The sequence below is a fragment of the Peribacillus sp. FSL K6-5616 genome, from assembly GCF_038008245.1.
Taxonomy (GTDB): domain Bacteria; phylum Bacillota; class Bacilli; order Bacillales; family DSM-1321; genus Peribacillus; species Peribacillus frigoritolerans.
This window is the reverse complement of the sequence record NZ_JBBOYT010000001.1, coordinates 5,345,878-5,370,000: the sequence shown is the minus strand read 5'-3', so window position 1 is coordinate 5,370,000 and position 24,123 is coordinate 5,345,878. Positions and strand designations below refer to the sequence as shown.

The following is a 24,123-nucleotide window of genomic DNA, read 5'->3' as shown; positions in this document are numbered from 1 at the left end:
CACGATAATATTTATTTGGCAAGGGTTTTTTAAAGAAAAAATGGCGGTCCCGACGGGAATCGAACCCGCGATCTCCTGCGTGACAGGCAGGCATGTTAACCGCTACACCACGGGACCAGTATTTTGATTGTGTATAAGAAAGTGACCCATACGGGATTCGAACCCGTGTTACCGCCGTGAAAGGGCGGTGTCTTAACCGCTTGACCAATGGGCCTTGATATAAAAATGTGTAACTGGCGGAGAAGGAGGGATTTGAACCCTCGCGCCGCTTACGCGACCTACACCCTTAGCAGGGGCGCCTCTTCAGCCTCTTGAGTACTTCCCCAAAAAATGGCTCCGCAGGTAGGACTCGAACCTACGACCGTTCGGTTAACAGCCGAATGCTCTACCACTGAGCTACTGCGGAATAATGAAAATTGGGTTCCTTTTTCACGCTCAAGGACCTTAGTGTTTGTCGTTAAGGACAAGTTGTTATCTTGTCGACTCTTATGATTATAAAGAGGTTGCAACCTAAAGTCAAGAGTTCTTTTGTGCTTTTTTATTTTTTTGTTTTTTGCTCCTTAAACCCTTGGTAAATCAATGTTCCACGACATTTACCACAAACGAAACGGGTAGTGTCGATTCGTTTTTTTCTTATATATACCTGCTGACAGTCTTCACATTTATATTGAATTGTATTCATCTTTTTCTTTAATTGGTTAGATGGCAGCGGCTCGCAAAATCTCGGTGCCCCCACTTTTTTGAGTAAATGCTTAAAGTCCGCATCACGATGCTGGTACCCCTTCTTCTCGATGTGCAGATGGTAATGGCACAATTCATGCTTAATGATTCCAATCATTTCTTCCACACCGCGTTCATCAAGATACTTCTTATTTATTTCTATATTGTGTGAACGGAGCAAGTATCGTCCTCCTGTTGTCCGGAGACGCGGATTAAAACTCGCTTGGTGTCTAAAGGCCTTTTTAAAGTCTTTCAACGAAATTTCTTCTACTAGTTTTTGCAATTGACGATTATCCATTTCCCCCTCCCTTTCCTTGGTAACATGACAACCCATTATAACATAGACTAATAATACAATAGGAAACTAAGGGAGGAAAAGCTATGCCTAATTGGTTCCAGAATCAAATCCGCAAAGCCTTTTATGAAAAGGATTATTATCAAGTGAAGATGTTGAATCAATGTTGGTTTTTTTATCAAAAGAAAGAAAGTCTCAGGTTATAGATTCGACATTGTTCCAAGTATAAATACATCATTTCAAAAAAAACCCCTTCTAATATAGAAGGAGCTTACCTTAGGCTAGTTTTGATCCTTTGGCTCGAGCATCGTTAAAGATACCCTTTGCTTTTGGGAGTCAACAAGTTCGACCCAGACTGTGACAACATCCCCAACGGCAACTACATCCAATGGGTGCTTTACAAACCGGTTGCTCAGTTTAGAAATATGCACCAGTCCATCCTGTTTAACACCGATGTCCACAAACGCACCAAAATCCACAACATTCCTCACTGTACCTTGTAATTCCATCCCAGTTTGCAGATCCTCCATTTTTAGTACATCCTGCTTAAGCAGCGGTTTTGATAACTCATCCCGAGGATCTCTTCCCGGTTTCATCAAATCATCGATGATATCTTTAATCGTAATTTCCCCAATTTCCAATTCATTGACCAAATCAGCCGGATTTAATTTACCTAACTCTTCATTCAGTGCATCACTGCCTAAATCATCAGATGTGAATCCCATTTTCTTCAATAATTTATTCACGGCACTGTAGTTCTCAGGATGTATCGCGGTTTGATCTAAAGGTTCATCTCCATTAATGATACGTAAGAACCCTATACATTGTTCATATGTTTTGGAACCCAGCCGGGGAATCTTCTTTAATTCCTTCCTGCTTGAAAACTTTCCTTCCACTTCCCTTTTCTTCACAATATTTTGAGCAACCGATTTTGATAAACCAGCTACATATTGTAATAGAGACGATGAAGCGGTATTGACATTAACACCCACCTGGTTAACAGCTGTTTCCACTACAAAGGTGAGGGATTCCGTTAACTTTTTCTGAGACACATCATGTTGATACTGGCCTACTCCCACCGATTGCGGATCAATTTTTACAAGTTCAGCAAGGGGATCTTGAAGCCTTCTACCTATCGAAACGGCGCTTCTCTGTTCTACTTGAAGATCCGGAAACTCTTCACGGGCAATATCCGAAGCTGAATACACACTAGCTCCCGCTTCATTAACAATTATATATGAAATGTTCCCTTTCACTTCTTTTAGAATATCTGCAATGAATTGCTCTGATTCACGTGATGCCGTACCATTGCCGATTGCCACGATCTCAACCGAGAACCGCTGAAGTATTTCGATCGTTTTTTCACGGGCAGCATGAAGTTTCGCAGCAGGAGGATGCGGATAGATCACACTGATATCGAGTACTTTTCCGGTTTCATCAATGACAGCAAGTTTACAGCCAGTCCGATATGCCGGATCTAAGGCGAGGACCACTTTTCCTTTAAGCGGAGGCTGCAAGAGCAGGTTCCGGAGGTTTTCAGAAAAAATGTGGATAGCTTGATCCTCCGCTTTTTCCGTCAGCTCTTTTCTGATCTCCCGCTCTACAGAAGGCATGATCAAACGCTTAAGTCCATCCTCAATCGAAGATTTAAGAACAACTTGGGCTTCAGATTTGTTATTTTTAATGATTTTACGTTCCAGATGACCAATGATGACTTCAGTCCTGGGCTGAATGGAAATTCGCAAAACCTCTTCCTTTTCACCTCTATTCAGCGCCAATACCCGATGTGGTACGATTCTTTGAACCGGCTCCTCATATTCATAGTACATTTCGAAGATTTTTTTCTCGTCTTTCTCTTCATTTTTCACAGTTGAAACCACTTTTCCAGCTTTGAAAATTTCAGCCCTTATCCACTTCCTTAATTCCGCATCATCGGATATATGTTCAGCTATGATATCCTGCGCACCTGCAATAGCCTCTTCAATAGAAGGAACTTCTTTTTCTGCCGATATGAATTCAGCTGCTTTTTCGCTGACTCGAGGATGCATTTGACATTCCAAAAGCCAATTAGCCAGTGGTTCAAGACCCTTTTCTTTAGCAACTGTCGCTTTCGTTCTCCTTTTTTGCTTGAATGGCCTGTATAAATCCTCGACTTCCTGCAGTTTTGTTGCCTTCTCGATTTGTTTTGTTAATTCTTCCGTCAATTTTCCCTGTTCACCAATTGAACGCGTAACTTCCGCTTTCCTCTGGCCAAGGTTTTCTAGATAGTTCCATCTTTCCATAATGGAACGAATCTGCACTTCATCAAGTGAACCAGTCATTTCTTTTCTATACCGTGCGATAAAAGGGACAGTATTCCCCTCTTGCAGCATCTGTATGACGTTTTGGACCTGATGATTTTTCAAAGTCAGCTCATTGGATATTTGTTTTATCAATTCTTTTAATGTATCTTCTATAACGATCATTTTGTATACCTCCAACCTTTTAATCTAATATATATAGTCTAGCAAATGAGCGATGAAGTTGCGAATTCCATACAAAAAAGCTCACTTCCGAATCATGGCGAAAGTAAGCTTCCTAAAATGAAAGTTGTATCATCTGCAGTTAATGGACTGCTTTTTAATATGCATTGGGCGTTCTTATCGATAGGGACCAGCCTTTTTAAAAAAGACTTAGCTCCCTTAAGTTCCAAACCATCGGAATGAAGAATGAATTTTGCATTTGGTTCATATTTGTATCTCTGCGTCCTGTATTTTTGTTTCCTGCCGGATAAATACCCTGTAACAGGTAAAGGGTAAACGAGTTTATCGTCGCTTGGATTATACAGGAAAAAGCGGATGTTACCCACTGAACTGTATACAAATTCATTCTTGTCATAAAAGATTTTCAAAATGGAAACGGCTGCCCCCCGTTTATCGACTAAAACTTGATTGCACACTGCCATTAATGCATCCACATCCAAATCATGATTACGTTTAACTTCCTCGATGACGGCATGGGATGAATCGTATGCATTTTTCCCGCTGCCTAGCCCATCTGCCAGGACACATACAAAGTATTCTTCCGTATGAAGAAAAAAGTAATCATCGCCACAGTAAACCATCCCATTTTTAGACGATTGAGAGACAAGGACTTCTATTTTTTCTCCCCTCAGAATATCTTTGATCACTGAATTAACTCCGAGTTTTCAGCATTAATGGCTTCTTGAAGTTTCTTGATCGCTCGGCGTTGGAGCCTTGACACATGCATTTGGGAAATCCCAAGCTTATCGCCAGCTTCTTTCTGGCTTAAATTCTCTAAATAAGTATGTTGAATGATCATCTTTTCACGGTCACTCAGCACATGAAGCACTTTTTCAAGCACAAGACGCTGATTGACCTTTTCAAAACCTTCATCGACATTTCCGAATATATCAAGCAATGTGACAGTGCCGCCATCAGAATCCGCCTCAATAGAATGATCCACGGATAAAGCTTGATAGCTTTTTCCCATTTCCATCGCCTCTAAAACTTCTTCCTCGGTCACGCCTATACTATCGGCTATTTCATCTATTCTTGGTGAACGGTGCAGAGTTGTCGTTAACTCCTCGACAGTCACCCTGATTTTCGGACCTAGTTCCTTAATTCTCCTTGGCACATGGACACTCCATGTTTTGTCACGAAGGAACCTTTTGATTTCCCCGATAATAGTGGGGACGGCAAATGCCTCAAAGCTCTTGCCGAAGGATTCATCATATCGTCGAATGGCACCTAATAGACCAATCATGCCGACTTGGGAGATATCCTCCTGAAATGATTTCCCTTTCGCATACTTACGGGAGATTGTTTCAACCAAACTTTTATAATGGATGACGAGATTACTCTGCGCTTCTTCATCTTGATTCTGCTGGTAAGCTCTGATCCATTCATTTACCTGTTCTCTTTGTGCCTGATTAGGTTGAGACTGTTTTTGCATCCATCTCCACCTGCTCTCCTTCTAAAAACTTAGTCATAAATACAGTAACCCCATCATGCTGATGAATTTTTACATCATCCATCAGAGTTTCAATAAGGTAAAGACCCAAGCCTCCTTCTCTCAAAAGTTCGACTTTTTGTCCATTTTCGTATGGACCTAGCCCTTGACGAACCTCCTCGAAATTACAGCTCTTGCCACTATCGGAAACCATGACCTCCAAACGGTCAGGATAAAGGCCGAAACTTACTTTCACTTCACCTTTTTCAGAATCCTTATATGCATGCTGTACCGCATTTGTACAAGCTTCACTGGTAGCGATTTTCAAATCCTCTATTTCATCATACGCAAATCCCATCCGGCTTCCAATTCCAGAAAGCGTTAAACGAATGACACCGATGAATTCTGGTTTTGCAGGTATTTTCATTTCGATGTAATCATATACTTGACTCATTCTAACCCACCCTCTGTACCACTTTTTATATCAATGATATCTGCAAGACCTGTTATATCAAATAAACGTCGTAACCTTTCCGATAATCCAACTAACGTGAACTCGCCATTATGCGCCCTTACGCTTTTAAAAGCACCGACGAATACCCCGAGTCCCGTACTATCCATATACGAAACTTCAGTTAGATCAATAGTAATCGAAACATTTTCCTGCTCTGAAATTGGAAATAATGATTCTCTTAGTTTCGGTGCAGTATAAGCATCGATTTCACCTTTTAGTTTTACATTAAATTCAGTATTCAATTCATTAACATCTACTGTTATATTCATCCTTGACCCACCTCTTCAAATCCTCTTCATTCCTATATCTATACCCAGCAGAAACAATACTAAACATTTGATTTTAAAATTATTAATGTAAAATCATCCCTCAGTTGGAAGTTCTGCATTTTCTCCAATTGTTTATATATATTATTCACCATTTCCTGGGCTTGCAAATGCATATTCTTTCTAATCAAACCAATAAGCGTTTCCCTTTCTATGAACCCATCATTCGTGCGGCACTCCGTTACTCCGTCAGATAATAAAATGATCATGTCTCCACGATTCACCGTTTTTTCATATTGGCGATACCTTGTTTTCTTATCAACGCCAAGCAACAAGCCCTTTGCATCCAAATCGCTAAAAGTACCTGTAGCTGCGTCATAGTAAAATCCAGGTTCATGTCCGGCTGAAGCATAGGAAAATTGCCTGTCATGCGGATCATATAAACCATAGAACATGGTTATGAACATGCTTGGATCAACATTATGCTCCACAACCCGGTTCAAGCTCTCAAGTACACTATTCGGTTCATGACGATGCTCCGGAAGACTGTCCATCGCATATTTGATCATCGACATGCACAGCGCAGCAGGGATCCCTTTTCCTATGACATCGGCTATCCCTACCCCTATACGCTCATTTTCATCCTGGACGAAGTGATAGTAATCCCCGTTCATCTGCCTCGCAGGAACACTGATCGCCCCAATTTCAAGAGCTTTGATATCAGGGATTTCCGTTTCCAAAAGAGTGTGTTGAACGTTTGCCGCTATCTCGATTTCCGTTTTCAGTTCCTGCTGTTGATGTCTGAGGCTTTGATGTTCACGGTATGCAATGCCGTAGCCCATCATGACTTCTAGCAGAAAATCGAAAGAATCCAATACTTTTCCCGGTAATTCCGGGTAAAGTTCCATTAAGTTATTTTTATGCATACTTATGATTTCTTCTGGAGATATATTGTATTTGATATGTAGGCGGCTAATCTTCTGCCCTTGATAGAGTGCCTGCTCATTTTGGTCTTTAAGATAAGTAGAAAGCGCCTCATGATACTTTTTCTCCATGTTCTCCCTAATATCCATAGTCCCCCCCTAACGGAGCCATTTCGTCGCGATAATCTTAGTCCCTTCACCTGGTATCGATTCAATATCAAAGTCATCCATTAAACGTTTGGCTCCAGGAAGGCCTGCCCCCAGCCCCCCTGAGGTGGTATATCCATCTTCCATGACTCTGCGGATATCCTCAATTCCCGGCCCTTGGTCTTCTGCAATGATTTTCAATCCTGACTTCCCATTTATATTTAGCTTTTCTATGCTAACACTGCCTTGTCCAGCATATAGGTATATGTTTCGGGCCAATTCGCTAATGGCCGTTGTGATTCTGGCCTGGTCTACAGTACCGAACCCCAACTCTTTAGCGACATTTCTTCCGAGCTGCCTTGCAGCTACGATGTCCCATTCATTTATGATTTTTACGCAGGATTGGAACTCCATTCTTTAATCCCCCAATTCCTGTTGTAATTTCTCCAGGCCTTTCTCTAAGTCTAATGCTGTCAGAACATCATCGAGACTAATTCCTAGTTCAATCAATGTTATTGCAACAGCAGGCTGGATTCCCGTAATTACAACTTTGGCCCCCATAAGCTTAGACATGCTAAAGACATCGCCTAATACCTTTGCGATAAAAGAATCAATAAAATCGATTGAGGTAATATCTATAACAACGCCATTCGCGCTTGTTTCATGAATCTTATGCAGTAAATCCTCTTGAAATTGAAGGGCTGTCACATCATCCAATTCCCACTGTATAGAGACTAACAAGCAGTCATAAAGCTTTAATATCGGAATCCTCATACTTATCCCTCCACCTTTACGATCTTACGGCTCGTTAATTCCAACGCAACTTCTATCCCTTTTTTCAACGTATTTTTTGTAATCACTTCATTTAAATTAATGCCAAGATTAACGATGGTTTGAGCTATTTCAGGGCGGATGCCGCATAGTATACATTTGGCGCCCACTAATCTGACTGCCTCAGCAGCTTGAATGATATGGTGGGCAACCATGGTATCCACAACCGGCACGCCCGTAATATCAATAAGAACGACTTCAGATCTATGCTTAACCACGCCAGTCAACAGGTTTTCCATTATCTGTTTGGCACGTTCCGTATCAATCGTACCAATCAGCGGCATTACCGTAATTCCTTCCAATACAGGAATGAGCGGTGCCGAAAGTTCTTGCAACGCTATTTTTTGCATGGAAACGGTTCTTTCCCAAGTTTGAGTATATATATTGACTATTTCATTATTTATCGGTGTCGCCCATTTATCCAAATGGTTAACGAGATTGACTTGATTATCAGGAGTAACGAGACCCTTTTCCACCATTCCATTAATGACAATTAACGTGAACTTATGAAGTCCTTCATTGACGAAAGTAAGAGGCCATCCCAATTGGACGACTTTCTCGGCAAAATCTGAAAGCTTCAATGTGAATTCCTTGTTTTTACTATCAACGTTCGTGATGATCATATCTATAAATTCACTGCTCGTTTGCGTGAACATTCGATCTGAGACAACTTTAATTAATCTTTCGTCCGTACTTTCCTTCATGATGCCCATCCACTCAGTAAGGATGTAATCTTGATTTTGCTTAATAAAATCGTAAACCAATTGATTCATAATATCCTCCCATTCTAACACAATTGCTATGTTTCCCTGTCCACGTCACAAGGATGTTAACTAACTGTAATGTTATTTCCATTTGGATTTCCTTCGAGTTTCTCCACTGCACTTTTGCTTTTTTTAGGTATTTACAACATAACTACATACCCGAAATTCAGGTAAGAAAAACATAAATTAATGAAAAGTTAGGGAGATACCATAAAAAACAATGACATTCCATCCAATATCTAACTGTATAATGTTTTTATTCGTCAAATTTTTCATATTTCCTCCCTGTTTACTTTTTGGACACATGTTTATGTTATTTCATAAAAAAACACGATTCCCACAGTACAGGAATCGTGCCATCTAAATAATATCAAGAATGATTTGTATTATAATAACGCCCGGTTTAACGGGAAAAATTCTCTTTAAAACTCAATGAGGCCTAAACTTATTTGCAAAGCTTCATTGACTTTTTGCATCATCGGTTCGTCAAGATGCGTAATTTTATCAGTTAAACGCTGCTTATCGATAGTCCGGATCTGTTCTAATAAAATGACGGAATCCCGTTCGAATCCGTACTTTTTTGCATTAATCTCAACATGCGTAGGCAATTTCGCTTTTTGAATTTGAGCTGTAATGGCTGCCACGATCACAGTCGGACTAAAGCGATTACCAATATCGTTTTGTAAAATTAGTACCGGACGGGTTCCACCCTGCTCTGAACCGACTACCGGGGAAAGGTCTGCGAAGTATACGTCACCACGCTTAACAACAATCAATGGCTCAGCCTCCGCTAACTAATCGTTCAACGCAATGACCAGCCTCGAATTCAGCCTGGAAGGCTTCAGAAGCAATCGTTAAATTAATGGCCGCCATTTCAATATAACCGCGTTTCATCGATTCACGAAACTCTTTCTTTTTACGTTCGCGAAGATACATTTTTGTGGCACGATAAATAAATTCACTGCGATTCACATTTTCCTCACTCGCATACCCGTCTAACTCTGTTAAAAAATTTTGAGGTAATCGAATTAATATCTCTCTTGTTGCGCTGGATTCAGACACAAACATACACCTCCACCATCACTACACACCTTTATTATATATCCTTTTCAATATTACCATTAAATTGCCTATCTGCAAAGAGTATATTCTATTCTCAATCCTATTATCAGCATAATAAAGGAAATCTTATTCACAATCTTAGGATTTTTTTACAATCCGCTCATTCCAAAATGAAGTTGCGTGCATGATTCATCTGATTGTCTTTCATATATATGCGGGGCACTCTTGCTCCTATCATGCATGTCACCTCATAGTTGATCGTTTCCAGTTTTGCCGCTATCTCATCGACAGTGATCGATTCATCCCCATCATTCCCGATTAATGTGACCACTGTTCCTACAGGGTATGGTCCAGGAAGCTTGATCATGCATTGATCCATGCAAATCCTTCCGACTATGGGCACTCTTTTTCCATCCACAAGAACTTCCTGACCTTGCAGCTTACGGATCCAACCGTCAGCATACCCGATTGGCAAAGTTCCAATCCATTCATCACCTTCAGACGTATAAGTCGCTCCATAACTAACGCTTTCACCCTTAGCAAGCTGTTTAACCGCGACCATTTCCGTTCTCAATGATATAGCCTGTTTTAATGGAAATGGCAATATCGGCTTCATTTCCATGGAAGGACTCAAACCATACATGGAAATCCCCATTCTTATTGCATTCCATTCTAAATCGGTGAACCTTAAAGAAGCTGCACTATTGGCTGCATGAACATATTCCGGCTTTCCCGTCAATTCGGAAAGCATCCCTTTAAAGAAAGCAAGCTGCTTTTCATATAAGTCCGTCTTCATTTCATCCGCAGTCGCGAAATGAGTGAATATCCCTTGGAAATTGAAACAAGCTTCCCTCTTAAGCAAACTTTCCACTTTCATGAGTTTACCTTTATCTCGAATGCCGATTCTCCCCATGCCGCTATCCACTTTTACATGGATTTGCAAAACTTGTCCCGGTTTCAACAAATCCTTTGCCTTCTCCAACCATGCTTCATCGAAAACCGTCACGGAAATCCCATGCTCGGCAGCAAGCGCTGCACTTTCAGGCCTAGAAGCCCCAAGGACAAGAATCGGAGCCAATATACCTTTTTTCCGTAAGGCAAGAGCCTCATCCAAAAAAGCTACACTTAAAAAATCCGCCCCCGCATCAAGCGCCGTTTTAGCCACTTCATAGTCCCCGTGGCCATAAGCATTGGCTTTAACGACAGCGAAAAGACTAACGCCCTTTCTCAGACTTTTTTTCATTGAAGAGATATTTTCAAAAATATTATCCAAATTTACTTCTGCCCACGTATCTCGATGAAATATTTTCGTTTCCAAGACCTTTTCCTTCTTTCCTGCACTCACCATAAGATTCTTCCCAGTAGCGAAGTTTTCGTTTCATTATAGGACCATTCTATAACCAACCGCTAGAAAGATAAAGTGCTTTTTCACCTTGATCCTCTTTTCCCAGCTAACAGCCTAAATCAAATAATGGGTTAAAAATGTCAACAAGCCGCTTCCCCGCCTATCCTACCCAGAAGAAACCTTCGTAAGGAGACGGGAAACATCAGCTTGTTATGTAATCCTATTTGACTGGATCTTCCCCAACCGAACGGGCGACTTCTATCATCTCTTCCTGTGTCAAATCCTTTGATGCTAGCATGTAATCGACACCTTCAAAAGTCCATGCAATCGTATTTCCCGTCATGGCACCGACAGTATAACCCAAATCAACAGGTTCTCCATTCACATTCGTCGAAACGGAAGTTTGGACTACCTCAGCTTTTTCCTGAACTAATGTAAAACTTTTTGTACCCTCATAGGTCAAAACGACACGTTCTCCCTTTTCCGTCGTAATTTCTTTTTCTTCCGTTAAATTCATATCACCAATATTTTCAGGGTATTTCACTGCAAACCCCTCATTTTGGACTTCTGCCATAACGGGAGCTTCAAGTTGTGCACTTGTCATGTTTTTCTTCATGTCGAATGAATCTTTATCAAAACTCGTATCGAATTTTACTTTTGAGAATTCAACAAGAACCAAAGCGGTCCTATCAGGGTCCATGACTTTTACACTGACTGGGGATAAATCCTTTTTGTTTATAGTAATCTCTTGAAATGGTAACATTTTATTGTTTTGGTAGCGCGTTTTCGTTTCAAAGACATAATGTTTATCCGTTTCTTTATATGTCGCACTTTTATCTTCCGTAATGTCTTTCACCAACGACTCGAACAAATAGGCCTGACTGCTGTTCTCCGGCCACTCGCTTTGAAATTTAAAACTTTTATTCAAAGCAGGCGTCAAAACATATACACCATCATCATTTTTCAAAATCATCTGGCTTTGATCTTTCTCTTCATTTTTCAGATTCACGCGGTAAAAAGAAGGGTCCTTATGCCAAATCTCCACATTATACACTTGAGGTTCCGTCCCCATCTTTAATGTCATCTTCGCGTTAGCTTTATATCCTTTCATTTCACCAAGCTTCTCATTCAATTCACTTACTACATCACTCTGCGATTTTTGGCCGCAAGCAGAAAGAGCAAGCAAGAGCATGATCCCTGCAAAAAGCATTACCATCTTCTTCATCTTTTCAACCCCTTTTTGTCATTTGAACGTAAAAGGGAGAGGAAAAGGCAGGATCCGGACATTGGCTCGACTGATGTCTTAAATTCCTCAGTATTTTAGACAGGACCATTTCTCGATCCGGCTAAAAACTTTTCGAGAGCACCTACTCTGCCATGTACCTTTTACCGGGCCTTGTCTCCCTATAGCACTAAATGTATATGAGACAACCTTAAGGTTTATGACCCGATTGGACAAAACTCCACTCACCCTTCAATTACGACTTGAGCAACCGCATAATCCCTGCTATGGCTAATCGAAAGATGGACACCTTCAGAAAACGGCTTAGAAATCACCGGCTTTCCTTTATCATCCGAGATGATTTCAATATCCAAAAAGGATAAGTGTTTACCGATCCCTGTACCGTTCGCTTTTGAAAAAGCCTCCTTTGCCGCAAAACGCCCAGCAAAATACTCGACCTTCCTTCTTCCATTTAACTTTTCGAAAATCAAGATTTCACTTTCCGTCAATATACGATCCTTTAAACGGGGTTGCCGATTAATCAATGTTTCCATTCTATCCAACTCAGTAATGTCCACGCCTATACCTTTAATCACTTTGACACCTCTTCTATTAATTTAATAAGTTGCATATCATTAGGAGGACTCTTTTACCTGAAAATGATAATATTGTATCTAATTAAAAACGATTTATAGGAGGAATTTATGTTTACAAGAACAGAAAGCTTCCGCGAATATGCAAATTCTTATCGAGCTGTAACTGTGCTCATACTCATTATGATGCTTGTATTCGTTCTCGTCCTTTTCCCCGTACTTCCCGGCAATGTACTCTTTTATTATGGCACAGGTGTGAATTTATACATCGCTGATGGACAATGGTGGCGTTTGATCACCCCCATCTTTCTACATAGCACGTTTACACATTTACTGTTTAATGGATTCTCACTTGCCATCTTTGGCCCATTCCTGGAGAAATTACTTGGAGCCTTCAAGTTTTCAATCTTCTTTTTATCGACAGGGATCCTTGCCAATATCGCAACCTTCCTGATTAACCCACTGACATATAACCACGTAGGTGCTAGCGGAGCAATTTTTGGTTTACTCGGATTCTTTCTATATCTTGTACTGTTCAATAAAACCAATTTTACGAACAACGAAAGAAATACAGTATATACATTGACCGGAATTGCCATTATCATGACTTTCATCCAACCGCAGATCAACGTTGTCGGTCATTTGGCTGGAATGGCAACCGGCTTTTTAACAGCTCCATTATTCTTAAGAAAAAAATGGTAGGCCAAACAGCCGACTCTTCCTTTCAATCATTGGGAGTCGACTGCTTTTTTAGGTGAATACCATGATTTAATTATTAGGCAATCCTTTTCTTCCACATCAGCAACCATACCGACCCGGGAGGTAATTCCTGATTTAATCGATGCTGTAATGGTGGCTAATTCTTTTCGATTCTGAAACCAGCTTTTTTTATATGTGATTGATTGAATTCTGCTTCTCTGCATGATCAATGTTTGCTTCGAGAAAAAACGGCTGCTCATTAGCAATAAATTCCCTTCTATGCTCCAACCTGAATCTCTATATTGCATGTATGCCCAAAAAATCGCCAACGGTACAAGCAAGAAGGAAAGATAACCCCAAGGTCTGAAAAACCATACCAAGGCACCGATGATCGGGATGAGGTATAGAAACTTTCGAAACACATACCTGGAAAGTGCACGCTTGGGTATTGGTGTCATCTCCGTATCCGTTTCATAAACCGGTAAGATTTCCAGGATTTTCTTCTGTAAATGCTTCTTCCTGATTAAAGGGAACAGCATGATGGAAAGACTTTCTTTATCTTCCATGCTCCCTCCCGCATATTCAATATAAACCGTCGCCAATCCCAATGGCTTTCGAATTAAATTCTCCATGATCCGGATACCTTGAATTTTATGGATAGGGATTGTCAGCCGTCTTTTCTCGAGAAGCCCCCTGGAAATAACGATCTCCTCATCCGTTTTTATCACGGTAAAGGAAGCGTATTTAATTACCATACTTAATGTGGCCAGCACATAAACCGCCAATAAAGCCACAAGGGCAAACAAGGTCAGAATGAAGGTCCCCATTTCAATAAAATCTTCATAATCCTTAAATATTCTCTCAAAAGGTATCATTTCATCGAACTGTGAAATAAAAGCGACTGCCCCGGATAGGAAGACACCTACCGCTCCCGAAGTGGCAGCCATAGCGAATAACTGCGGCAGCGTCTGCTTAAAAACGGCAGATGATTTTGCTGTAATTTCATTATCCACGACTTCATCTTTATCCCTATCAAATGGGTTATACGCATTTTTTTCCTCACTTATATAAGCATTGATTCGATCCGCATCACTTTTGCTTATGGCTGATAATACGGCATCCGCCTGAGACCCGCCTGCCGTTTCAATATTCAGCTTCACCAGGCTGAATACCCTCTGGATGATGCCCTCTGATATATCCATGCTATGAATCCGATCAAACTTTATATACCGTTTCTTCCTTACGAATACCCCGGACTCAATTCTGAATTCGCCCTCTTCTATCCGATATGTAAAGCGTAACCATTGCAAGAATGCATTCCCTATAATCAAAAGTATAATAATGGCAATGACCAGCGGTTGTATCCATCCGGGAATTCCTTCATTCTTCCCAGGAATGACGACCACTAATAAAAAAGGGATGACTAACTCCTTAATCGATTTAATGATGTTAAGCAATACAGCTATGGGGTGAAGCCTTTTAGGATCAGACATCTTCTTCCTCCACACTTGCCATTCTCGAAATATAATGCCGCAATTCATCTGCCTCTGCAAGGTCCAAGGCAGGGATAACATGAAGAGTAGCTGCAGTGGAAATTTCAACGGAGGCTAAATCGTATTTTCTTAATAATGGCCCTTGCTTCGTTTCAACATGCTGAACCCTTATCATGGGTATGAGTGTTCTTTTAATGACGAAAATACCACTTTGGATATCAATTTCAGTATTTCTTACTTCGTAACGCCACCTCTTCCATTTAACCGACGGAATCAGAAAGATGGCCAGATAGGATTGGATTATCGAAATTAGGACCAACGCGCCAATCACCCAATATGTCCAATCAAAAATGATTGTAAGCACGAGTACGGCGATGCTTATAATCCAGGTTATTGAACAGCTTATAAGACCACTGATTTTCCATACGGTTAAGGCCTTATTCGATATACGATTTTCAGGTTCCATGTGCTTCTCCTATTCCGGACAGGTAATGCTAATTGAATCATCATCATCCATCCTTGCTTTCATCCATTATACTATATTTAAATACTGGAAATTAACCCCTTTTCAAACAAAGGCTGTGAGCATTCCATCCAAAAACCGCGGATACCTTCATGAAGAGTTGGAGATGCACATAAAAAAATGCCGCTCAAATGAGCGGCATTCCCAATTCAATTAAATCTTATTAGTTTTTTCTCTTTTTTGGCTCGTGCTGCGGTTTCCGTAACCATTCGATTTACGGTTCGTGCTTGGGCGTTTCCCTGATCCGCTGCCGTAATCTTTTCTGCCTGAAGAACTGCGGCCATTGCGCTGTCTGTTGCCAGAAGATCCGCTTCCTCCGCGATTGCGACGCATTGGAGATGGAGATTCTTCCGTTAACTTGATAGGCGTTTGATCCGGTTCTTTTGTCATTGATTTAAGCATGGCTGCAACTAAATCCGCTGCGCTATGTTTTTGCAATAACTCTTCCGCTTGACCAAGATATAAAGTTAAATCCTCATTCTCGATTGTATTAAGGATTTTTTCCGTTACTGCTTTTTGTTGACCTTCCAACGCTTCAGTTAACGTAGGAGTCTTAAGTTTCTCCATACGTTTTTTCGTTGTATGTTCAACTGCATGCAGTTGGCCTCTTTCTCTTGGTGTTACAAACGTAATGGCTATACCATGTTTACCCGCACGTCCTGTACGTCCAATACGGTGAACGTAGCTTTCCGGATCTTGAGGGATATCAAAGTTGTATACGTGAGTAACGCCGGAAATATCAAGTCCACGTGCAGCAACGTCAGTAGCAACGAGCACATCGATGCTACGGTCTTTGAACTTTTTCAATACAGAAAGGCGTTTTGCCTGGCTAAGGTCACCATGAATGCCTTCAGCCATATAACCGCGGATATTCAATGCAGATGCCAATTCATCTACACGGCGTTTCGTACGTCCGAAGACGATCGCAAGATCCGGTGTTTGAATATCGAAAAGGCGTGCAAGTGTATCGAATTTTTCACTTTCTTTTAACTCCAAGTAATATTGTTCGATACGATCCACTGTCATTTCTTTTGCTTTTACACGTACAAGAACTGGTTCTTGCATGAATCTTTCAGCAATTTTACGGATCGGATCAGGCATTGTAGCTGAGAAAAGCAATGTTTGCCTTTCATCAGGAACCGTTGAAAGGATTAATTCAATATCCTCAATGAATCCCATGTTAAGCATTTCATCCGCTTCATCAAGAACTACAGTGTGAACTCCGCCTAATTTAATATTTTTACGTTTGATATGGTCTAAAAGACGACCAGGCGTACCAACGATAATATGTGGTTTTTTCTTTAAAGCACGGATTTGACGGTCGATGTCTTGTCCACCATAAACTGCAAGTACACGAGCACGTTTTCCGTAACCAAGCTTGAAAAGTTCCTCGGAAACTTGAATGGCAAGCTCACGTGTAGGTGCAATGACGATCCCTTGCACGTTTTCGTTATTGATATCGATGTTTTCCATCAATGGAATACCGAATGCTGCTGTTTTACCTGTTCCTGTTTGCGCTTGACCGATTATATCTTTACCTTCAAGTGCTAGAGGTATCGTTTGGGATTGAATCGGGCTCGCTTCCTCAAATCCCATTTTTTCTATTGATTTCATGGACGTTCTATCTAATCCTAATTCGCTAAACAATGTCAATGTTTTCGTACTCCTTTTTATATCGTAAATTTACACGTGCATTCATGGATCATGCACAGATGTTTTAGTTCAAATCCTCATCATCATGACGGATGTTCTTCTTTATCTCTTAATAAAAAGTTTATCATTATCACCTAAAAGTATGTCTGCCTTTTAGTTCAAATGAACTCAATATGATTTTTTAAAAAGGAAATATACCAGTACGGACATTCACTGGCATTTTTAATTTCGCGCACGTGTAAACTTATCATTAACCTACGCTCATCTTTTTAAAAGTACATGTAACCAAAATTAAATTCAATATGGAAAATTAAAAGTAGCATAAACGGTGTTTGACCGTTTTATTCAGGTGAGGGCTGCTGCACCTATTATTCATCAAACTTAAAAAGGCTGGATGAACAAAACTTGACGAGAGCCAAGATTCTTATACAAAACAGGCCCGGTGCGTTGAGGATTTGCAGAAGTGGAAAAGCGCTAAAAATGCGGCTTGATTCCCTAATAGCTACTAAAGCCGCCAAGAGATGCAGCTTTTATATATGACCAGACGCGCGGCCTATTTAATCTAAAATAATCTCAAGAATGAACTCATGAAACATGTAAGAACATACAATTTTGTTGCCTCAACCTGATTAATTTAAATAATCATCAATGATAAGACATTTAAACTCATACTCATATTACCATTTTCAAACTGTTAATGCAATAAAGGATATCGCCCCATTCACAGTTACTAAAACTTTGGATCGTTTCAAGAACGGTGAAATTGGATATCACCACCTGATAAATGTACAACTGATTTATTCAACAGAATTACCTTAGTTACTATAACCTATCATGCGTAAGTGGATTCAGACCGGAAACGACAGTTGGCTTCAGGAATCCAGTTGGGAGGATTTCAGTAACCTATTCCTGTTTTAAAATAACGGTTCGGGATAAACCATTCCAGACCACTTACTATATCCATGTGAATTTTTCACAAAACGAACATCCATTTATATATGATATGAGTTTAAATCAAATAGTTTCAACAAACCTTTTTCAGGAAGGATTAAATCTAATGATAACACCCTTCCACGGTTGCCCCCGTTGGAAGAAAGGGCTTATCATGATTGAATTTCCAGGTACATGGGATCATTCATTTTTCCGAAAATTACATCTTTTTGTCTAAAAATTATAGTAAATAACTCTAAATACAGTATGATTGACCTATCAACAAATCAACGGGGGGTTATATGAACATATTCACAATAGATGTTCCTTTATGTAAGGATTTTGGTCGAATCTTAAAGAAAATGAACAAGAAAGTCACTTTTTTGGAGGATCCACTCAATCAAAGTCATCTATTCGAAGATTCATCGGACTTAATGAAATCATTATTTATTTTGCCTTTACACATATCAAAAGATTCTTGGCAGCAAACTTCTTTATTCGCCTTAGCTGAATCTCACGAAATCCCTATCTTATTCATTTACAAACGCACTTTAGGAATGGATCCCCCTCAGACCTTACCGGAAAAGACCTTTTATGAAACCATGGCAGTCCCTGCCGATTCAGTAGAAGTCCGGATTAAATTAAGGTCACTCAAAAACATCAGCATGCAATTGTTTTCGGCAAAACTGAAGGGGCAGGAGCTTGAAAAGATACACCAAAAATCGGCAAGGAGCCTGCGAATTGCAAAGGGCATTCAACTTTCAAGTTTACCTTTGTCGATAAATAATGAAGATATAGAGATCAAAGGCCTTTTTCAGCCTTCGAGTGACCTTTCTGGGGATTTATTTTACTGGGCGGAGGTTGATGACAGTATATACGGCTTCATCATGATCGATGTATTTGGAAAAGGCATCCACACAGCCCTTATAAACATGTCCATAAGGGCTTTGATGCCCGACCTTATCAAACGGGTAAAAGACCCCATTTACATAACAGAGGAACTGGGCAAACATATTCGGGACCTATTTCAAGGAGTTAATCGGCAAAACAAAAAACATGCTCGTATTACAGCCTTCATCGCATACGTGAATACAAAGGATCGACTCATCGAATATGTGAACTACGGACTTCCTTCAGCCTTTTTGTATTCCCCATGCACCAACCAAATTCTCAATTTAAACGAAGGGGCCACCCCAAGCGGACCGATCCCCGAATTGCCCATAAAAAAAGTAGTCTTTCATTATGAACCAGGAAGCCGATTCATCATCTATACAGATGAACTGTCTAAAACGCCTACACCTTCCGCCATTGACCGATCTGACAATATCGAGAGGGAATTCATTGAAAATGTCCATCTCGATACAAATGACCTTCTTCAGAAGCTATTGGTCTCAAGGATGAGGCATTCAGTGATTAACGATGACATCTGCATTATAGCCGGGACACTGTTTTAAACACAATAAAAAAGGCCGTTTCAAAAAAGAAACGGCCTCAGTTTGTAGACAAAAGGGGTTCGGAATTAAAAAATTCTGAACCCCTTTTGAAATTCCCTTTGAATTTTCGCCTAAAGTTTAGAGATTGGGGCTCTACGAGCCCACTATGTTAGGCCATTTTTGGACCTTGCCATGTCCAATTGGCCATCTTCTTTAAATTAATGGCAGCGAAAGTAAGCATCGCCTGCATCGACAATTTTTTAAGTCCCCTTAAAGTAGTCCAACGCATACCATGCTTTTCTTTTGCATCTGCGAATACACGCTCAATCGTTTCTTTACGTTTTGCATATATAGGTTTTACATCTTGATGATGACGCAGATGATCTGCTTCTTCCACATGTGTTTGCCAGATATGCCGTGTCACCACTTTTTGACAGTCTTTGCTTTCTGTACACCGAGATAAAAATGAGCATGTTGTACAAATTTGTTTTGGCGATTTGTACTCGCGATAGCCCTCTTTATTTGTTGTTGAGTACTTTAAAGTTTCGCCCGAAGGGCAAAGGTAACAATCAAAATGTTCATCGTATACATAGTCCTGTTTGCGGAAAAATCCTTCTTTGGTGCGAGGACGTGTATAAGGTAAAGCCGGTATGATTTCTTTGTTAAATAGGTAGCTTGTAATCGCTGGTGTTTTATAAGCTGCATCTGCGGCAACGGCTTCCGGTTTTCCAACTTTCTCAATCACTTGTTCAACTAGTGGCTCTAAGATCTGACTGTCATGTGTATTTCCAGGTGTTACAATCGTTCCCAATACAAAACCGTTGCGGTCTGCGGCCGCGTGGAATGAATAGGCAAACTGTTTTGTTCGTTCATCTTTCACATAGTAGCCACTCTCAGAATCCGTTGTACTTTCTTTAATCTCTTTGGTCTCTTCTTTATCAAATTTATCTGGTGGAAAAGGCTTTTTTCCATGGTTTTCACGATCTTGATTGATTTCTTCTTGAAGACGTCCTTGATACGCTCGTGTTTCTTTACGAACGATTTTCTTTTCAAATTTCCGTTTATTCGCACTGGCTTTCACATGTGTGGAATCCACGAAAACGTGTTCAGCACTTATTAACTTTTTATTAGCAGCTGTCATTAAAATGCGATAGAAAATCTGTTCAAACAGATCTGTATCTTTGAAGCGTCGCTCATAATTTTTCCCGAACGTAGAGAAATGAGGTACTTTATCATGGAAACCATAGCCTAAGAACCAACGGTAAGCCATATTGGTTTCAACTTCTTCAATCGTTTTACGCATGGAACGAATACCGAAGGTATATTGAATGAAAGTCAGTTTAACTAAAATAACTGGATCAATACTTGGGCGTCCTACCTCTGAATACATATCTTTCACCAAGTCATAAATGAAAGTGAAGTCAATGGCAGCCTCCATTTTACGAACCAAATGGTTCGGTGGCACCAATTGATCTAAAGTAATCATTTCAAGTTGATCTCGCTGAATAGAATCATGTTTAGAAAGCATCCTCATCACCTCAAGTTTTAATACTTCTATTTTAAAACAAACATGACTCCAGGCAAAAGTGTTCTATCTAAAAGGTAAGACAAAGTTGATTGGAGCGGGTGTTCGAGACTCCTGCGGGAAAAGCGCGTCTAGGGGAGACCCCGCAGGCGAAAGCCGAGGAGGCTCCCCGACCGCCCGCGGAAAGCGAGTGCCTGGAGTGGAAATCAACGTCCAAATTGTACAAGCCATAAAAATAGACAAACTCGATTTTCATCGAGTTTGTCTACAGTCTGAGGCCGTTTCAAAAAAGAAACGGCCTTTTCTTTATTTTTTATTTTTGTAGAGCTTGAACGACTTCCTCCAGCTTCATGCCCCTGGAAGCTTTAACAAGTATGATGTCATTTTCCTGTGTGGACGACTTAAGTTCCTCTATAAGCTCCTGCTTATCTTGAAAAGGGCGAACCTGCTCCGATGAAAAAGACTTGCTCGCTCCCTTGGCAATAAACTCGGCTAAAGTACCATATGTGAAAATCTTATCAATCCGCTCATTGGAAATCAATTCACCAATTTTCGTATGAAAGTCTTTTTCCTGCGGCCCTAACTCCAACATATCTCCCAATACAAGGATCTTATTCTCGAACCCAGATAAGCCCTCAACCAACTCCACTGCCGCCTTGACTGAAGTTGGACTGGCATTATATGCATCATTGATGATTTTCTGCCCTTTTGCGCCTTCAACCAATTCCATCCTCATATTAGTTAACTGAATGGCCGATAGGCCTTTACGGATCGCCGAATCATCTACATTGAATTCTTTAGCAACCAAGATGGCAGCCAACGCATTAAGAACATTATGATGACCTAAAACAGGTATCTCATAACCGATTTCCTTATTACCGCTTGCGATTGTAAACGTGGTACTGTCTGCCCCTTGGCTAATGGCCTGTGGATATAAATCATTTTGTTCCGTACGTCCAAAAGATATTACGTTTAAATCAGGAAAATCCTTTTTGATCCGATTGCGAAGCAATGGTTCATCACCATGATATATCAGCGTTCCATCTTTCGACAAACCTTCGACAATTTCCAACTTCGCATTCGCGATTTCCTCGCGTGATCCTAAATCCAATAAGTGTGATTCACCGATATTGGTAATGATCGCTACATCAGGCTTTGCCATTTTGGATAAGAACTCGATTTCACCGCGGCTGCTCATTCCCATTTCCAAAACAGCCGCTTCCGTATCCTCTGCCATAGAAAGCACCGTTAACGGCAAACCTAAATGATTATTGAAGTTTCCATTTGTTTTATGAACCTTATAGGCAGTGGCCAGCAGCGCAGCGGTCATATCTTTCGTAGTGGTCTTACCGTTGCTCCCTGTTATCCCAATGACTTTTATATTCAACTCCTGGCGGTAAGAACGCGCCAATTGCTGAAGTGCTTTCTCAGTGTTTTCGACAATGATTATCGGTAAATCAACAGGAGGATTCGGAACATCCCTTTGCCAAAAGGAAGCTGCAGCCCCTTGCGCTAAAGCCTGCTTGACATACTGATGGCCGTCAACCTGCTCACCCTTAAGCGGAATGAACAAACACCCTTCCTTAACCGTTCTTGAATCGATGGTAACCCCATTAATTCCTTTGGACTGGAATGGACTGATATCATTCAATCCCTCTGCCATTTCATGTACTTGTTTTAACGTTCTCTTTATCATTTTGTTCCTCCTACATTCATCGAACCGTTAATCGCTCTCCGTTAACCAAACGAAGCAGAAACCAGTTTAAATCGCACCGGTTCCTGCTGATTGGAATCCATCAAATCAAGGCTTGATGGATTGTGGAGTTTACTGATACTTTACCTGCATGATCAAACTGTATATTTGATTTGTTGTTTTTCCTGATGACGTTCCAAGGCAAGTTTCACGAGTGTTTCAATTAATGCTGGATAGTCGACACCTGTGTGCTTCCACAATAACGGAAACATGCTGAATGGAGTAAACCCAGGCATTGTATTCACTTCATTAATATAGATTTGCCCCTCATGCGTCAAGAAGAAATCTGCGCGAACCAATCCAGAGCAATCCAATGACTTAAAGGCAGTAATGGCCATTTCGGATAAAGCTGCATACTCGCTTTCCGTTATCTCCGCCGGAATGACCATCGCTGAATTACCGTCTACATATTTTGCTGAATAATCATAGAAGGCAAAATCTTTCTTAGGGATGATTTCGCCTGCCACTGAACAAGACGGTTCATCATTACCAAGAATACCAAACTCGAGTTCACGAGCAATGACCCCTTCTTCAATGATGACCTTCCGATCGAATTGAAAAGCTTCCGCTACCGCTTTTTCCAGTTCATCAGCATCATTACATTTGCTGATACCGACACTTGAGCCTAAATTGGCAGGTTTGACAAAACAAGGGTACCCCAAATCATCCGCTACCTTTTTGATGGCACTTTCAGTATTCTTCTCCCATTCAGAACGGATGAACCAAGTGTATTTCACTTGAGGAAGTCCCGCCTGGGCAAAAATGTTTTTCATGATGACCTTATCCATTCCTGCTGAAGAAGCTAAAACGCCATTCCCTACATAAGGGAGGTTCAACAGTTCCAGCATCCCTTGTACGGTTCCATCTTCTCCATTCGGTCCGTGAAGCAATGGGAAAATTACGTCATACCCTGTTGATTCACTATTTTCATCAGTTGAATGTGCTTGCAAGGCAAGAGGCGAGCTCGATTTTTCCGGTGAAAATGTCAATGCCTCCACGTTCTCGGCAGGACCTGTTAACTTTGGTCCATTAATCCATGAACCATCTTTTGTTATGTAAATCGGATATATATCAAACTTTGCTAAATCGAGAGCTTTAATGACCGCTAAAGCCGTCTGCATAGAAACCTCATGCTCCGCAGATTTTCCACCATAAAGCAAACCAAGTTTAGTTTTCATGAGTTATTACCCTCCAATATTCTTTTAACCATGTTCATTGTATCACTTTACACTAAAACGGATAAAGCGAAACTTCCATCATTGAGGCTTTTCCAATGATTACTATTTTGCAGAACACAGGATAAAACCGCCACATCCTGTGGCAACTCCTGTGCTAGCACATCCTGTGCGTCGCAATCGGGCATTTACAGGCTGTTGGCTCACCACATTTCTTTTTCATTACATTTGTCACCGAGCATCCTTACAGCCTGTTAATGCGGGGTAAAGCGAAACTTCCATCATTGAGGCTTTTCCAATGATTAC

Annotated in this window: 24 protein-coding genes and 4 tRNA genes; 3 read left to right on the top strand and 25 right to left on the bottom strand. The window is 40.7% G+C overall.

Annotation, left to right across the window (positions count from 1 at the left end):
- Positions 1–41 precede the first annotated feature (41 nt).
- From MHB45_RS26150 to MHB45_RS26130, 5 genes are all read right to left on the bottom strand, one after another.
- Positions 42–117 (bottom strand) — tRNA-Asp (locus MHB45_RS26150).
- A 25-nt stretch (positions 118–142) separates the two neighbouring features.
- Positions 143–214 (bottom strand) — tRNA-Glu (locus MHB45_RS26145).
- A gap of 20 nt (positions 215–234) precedes the next feature.
- A tRNA-Ser gene (locus MHB45_RS26140) sits at positions 235–325 on the bottom strand.
- 6 nt (positions 326–331) lie between these two features.
- Positions 332–406 (bottom strand) — tRNA-Asn (locus MHB45_RS26135).
- 132 nt (positions 407–538) lie between these two features.
- Positions 539–1,018, bottom strand: a complete 480-nt coding sequence (locus MHB45_RS26130) for a SprT family protein (RefSeq protein ID WP_048682064.1) — start codon at positions 1,016–1,018, stop codon at positions 539–541.
- A gap of 83 nt (positions 1,019–1,101) precedes the next feature.
- Between MHB45_RS26130 and cmpA the strand changes: the two genes are divergently transcribed.
- Positions 1,102–1,221 carry a cortex morphogenetic protein CmpA gene (gene cmpA / locus MHB45_RS26125; RefSeq protein WP_089364909.1) on the top strand — a complete coding sequence of 40 codons (120 nt, stop codon included), beginning with the start codon at positions 1,102–1,104 and terminating at the stop codon, positions 1,219–1,221.
- Between the two features lie 75 nt (positions 1,222–1,296).
- On the opposite strand, the gene MHB45_RS26120 is transcribed toward cmpA, so the two are convergent.
- The 14 genes from MHB45_RS26120 to acpS form a co-directional block, all read right to left on the bottom strand.
- Entirely contained in the window at positions 1,297–3,480 is a 2,184-nt protein-coding gene (locus tag MHB45_RS26120) for a Tex family protein (RefSeq protein ID WP_105718971.1), read from the bottom strand.
- Positions 3,481–3,572: 92 nt separating this feature from the next.
- A complete protein-coding gene (locus MHB45_RS26115; RefSeq protein ID WP_226990439.1) occupies positions 3,573–4,184 on the bottom strand; it encodes a SpoIIE family protein phosphatase in 612 nt (203 codons plus the stop codon).
- On the bottom strand, positions 4,181–4,969 hold the full coding sequence (gene sigB / locus MHB45_RS26110) for an RNA polymerase sigma factor SigB (protein WP_034306363.1): 789 nt from the start codon (positions 4,967–4,969) through the stop codon (positions 4,181–4,183). Before sigB ends, MHB45_RS26115 begins: the two co-directional genes overlap by 4 nt.
- Positions 4,947–5,420 carry an anti-sigma B factor RsbW gene (gene rsbW / locus MHB45_RS26105; RefSeq protein ID WP_034306366.1) on the bottom strand — a complete coding sequence of 158 codons (474 nt, stop codon included), beginning with the start codon at positions 5,418–5,420 and terminating at the stop codon, positions 4,947–4,949. The genes sigB and rsbW overlap by 23 nt, the downstream gene beginning before the upstream one ends.
- Entirely contained in the window at positions 5,417–5,749 is a 333-nt protein-coding gene (locus MHB45_RS26100) for an anti-sigma factor antagonist (RefSeq protein WP_034306369.1), read from the bottom strand. Before MHB45_RS26100 ends, rsbW begins: the two co-directional genes overlap by 4 nt.
- Positions 5,750–5,808: 59 nt before the next feature.
- Positions 5,809–6,819, bottom strand: a complete 1,011-nt coding sequence (locus tag MHB45_RS26095) for a PP2C family protein-serine/threonine phosphatase (RefSeq protein WP_048682059.1) — start codon at positions 6,817–6,819, stop codon at positions 5,809–5,811.
- A gap of 9 nt (positions 6,820–6,828) precedes the next feature.
- Positions 6,829–7,230: an anti-sigma regulatory factor gene (locus MHB45_RS26090; RefSeq protein ID WP_048682056.1), complete on the bottom strand. Its 402-nt coding sequence runs from the start codon at positions 7,228–7,230 to the stop codon at positions 6,829–6,831.
- Positions 7,231–7,233: 3 nt separating this feature from the next.
- Positions 7,234–7,590, bottom strand: a complete 357-nt coding sequence (locus tag MHB45_RS26085) for an STAS domain-containing protein (protein ID WP_048682053.1) — start codon at positions 7,588–7,590, stop codon at positions 7,234–7,236.
- A gap of 2 nt (positions 7,591–7,592) precedes the next feature.
- Positions 7,593–8,420: an RsbT co-antagonist protein RsbRA gene (locus MHB45_RS26080; RefSeq protein WP_048682050.1), complete on the bottom strand. Its 828-nt coding sequence runs from the start codon at positions 8,418–8,420 to the stop codon at positions 7,593–7,595.
- A 413-nt stretch (positions 8,421–8,833) separates the two neighbouring features.
- On the bottom strand, positions 8,834–9,184 hold the full coding sequence (locus tag MHB45_RS26075) for a type II toxin-antitoxin system PemK/MazF family toxin (RefSeq protein ID WP_034306610.1): 351 nt from the start codon (positions 9,182–9,184) through the stop codon (positions 8,834–8,836).
- Positions 9,185–9,191: 7 nt separating this feature from the next.
- Complete coding sequence (locus MHB45_RS26070) at positions 9,192–9,473, bottom strand: CopG family ribbon-helix-helix protein (protein WP_034306380.1); 282 nt, start codon at positions 9,471–9,473, stop codon at positions 9,192–9,194.
- Between the two features lie 160 nt (positions 9,474–9,633).
- Positions 9,634–10,821 carry an alanine racemase gene (alr, locus tag MHB45_RS26065; RefSeq protein ID WP_048682044.1) on the bottom strand — a complete coding sequence of 396 codons (1,188 nt, stop codon included), beginning with the start codon at positions 10,819–10,821 and terminating at the stop codon, positions 9,634–9,636.
- 217 nt (positions 10,822–11,038) lie between these two features.
- Entirely contained in the window at positions 11,039–12,043 is a 1,005-nt protein-coding gene (locus MHB45_RS26060; protein ID WP_048682041.1) for a LolA family protein, read from the bottom strand.
- A gap of 242 nt (positions 12,044–12,285) precedes the next feature.
- Positions 12,286–12,636, bottom strand: coding sequence for a holo-ACP synthase (acpS, locus tag MHB45_RS26055; protein ID WP_048682039.1), 351 nt, complete (start codon positions 12,634–12,636; stop codon positions 12,286–12,288).
- Positions 12,637–12,744: 108 nt separating this feature from the next.
- Between acpS and MHB45_RS26050 the strand changes: the two genes are divergently transcribed.
- Entirely contained in the window at positions 12,745–13,335 is a 591-nt protein-coding gene (locus MHB45_RS26050) for a rhomboid family intramembrane serine protease (protein ID WP_048682037.1), read from the top strand.
- A gap of 26 nt (positions 13,336–13,361) precedes the next feature.
- On the opposite strand, the gene MHB45_RS26045 is transcribed toward MHB45_RS26050, so the two are convergent.
- From MHB45_RS26045 to MHB45_RS26035, 3 genes are all read right to left on the bottom strand, one after another.
- On the bottom strand, positions 13,362–14,825 hold the full coding sequence (locus MHB45_RS26045) for a PH domain-containing protein (protein WP_340908147.1): 1,464 nt from the start codon (positions 14,823–14,825) through the stop codon (positions 13,362–13,364).
- Complete coding sequence (locus MHB45_RS26040; RefSeq protein WP_048682031.1) at positions 14,818–15,291, bottom strand: PH domain-containing protein; 474 nt, start codon at positions 15,289–15,291, stop codon at positions 14,818–14,820. Before MHB45_RS26040 ends, MHB45_RS26045 begins: the two co-directional genes overlap by 8 nt.
- Before the next feature lie 210 nt (positions 15,292–15,501).
- Positions 15,502–17,001, bottom strand: coding sequence for a DEAD/DEAH box helicase (locus MHB45_RS26035; RefSeq protein WP_048682025.1), 1,500 nt, complete (start codon positions 16,999–17,001; stop codon positions 15,502–15,504).
- Between the two features lie 1,232 nt (positions 17,002–18,233).
- Here MHB45_RS26035 and MHB45_RS26030 point away from each other — a divergent pair.
- Entirely contained in the window at positions 18,234–19,385 is a 1,152-nt protein-coding gene (locus MHB45_RS26030) for a PP2C family protein-serine/threonine phosphatase (RefSeq protein WP_048682022.1), read from the top strand.
- Between the two features lie 148 nt (positions 19,386–19,533).
- Here MHB45_RS26030 and MHB45_RS26025 read toward each other — a convergent pair whose 3' ends face one another.
- The 3 genes from MHB45_RS26025 to MHB45_RS26015 all read right to left on the bottom strand — a co-directional run bounded on the left by MHB45_RS26025 (position 19,534) and on the right by MHB45_RS26015 (position 23,820).
- Positions 19,534–20,892 carry an IS1182 family transposase gene (locus MHB45_RS26025; protein ID WP_072272405.1) on the bottom strand — a complete coding sequence of 453 codons (1,359 nt, stop codon included), beginning with the start codon at positions 20,890–20,892 and terminating at the stop codon, positions 19,534–19,536.
- A 310-nt stretch (positions 20,893–21,202) separates the two neighbouring features.
- Positions 21,203–22,585 carry a UDP-N-acetylmuramoyl-tripeptide--D-alanyl-D-alanine ligase gene (locus tag MHB45_RS26020; protein ID WP_048679936.1) on the bottom strand — a complete coding sequence of 461 codons (1,383 nt, stop codon included), beginning with the start codon at positions 22,583–22,585 and terminating at the stop codon, positions 21,203–21,205.
- A gap of 152 nt (positions 22,586–22,737) precedes the next feature.
- Positions 22,738–23,820, bottom strand: a complete 1,083-nt coding sequence (locus MHB45_RS26015; RefSeq protein WP_048679932.1) for a D-alanine--D-alanine ligase — start codon at positions 23,818–23,820, stop codon at positions 22,738–22,740.
- Between the last annotated feature and the right edge of the window lie 303 nt (positions 23,821–24,123).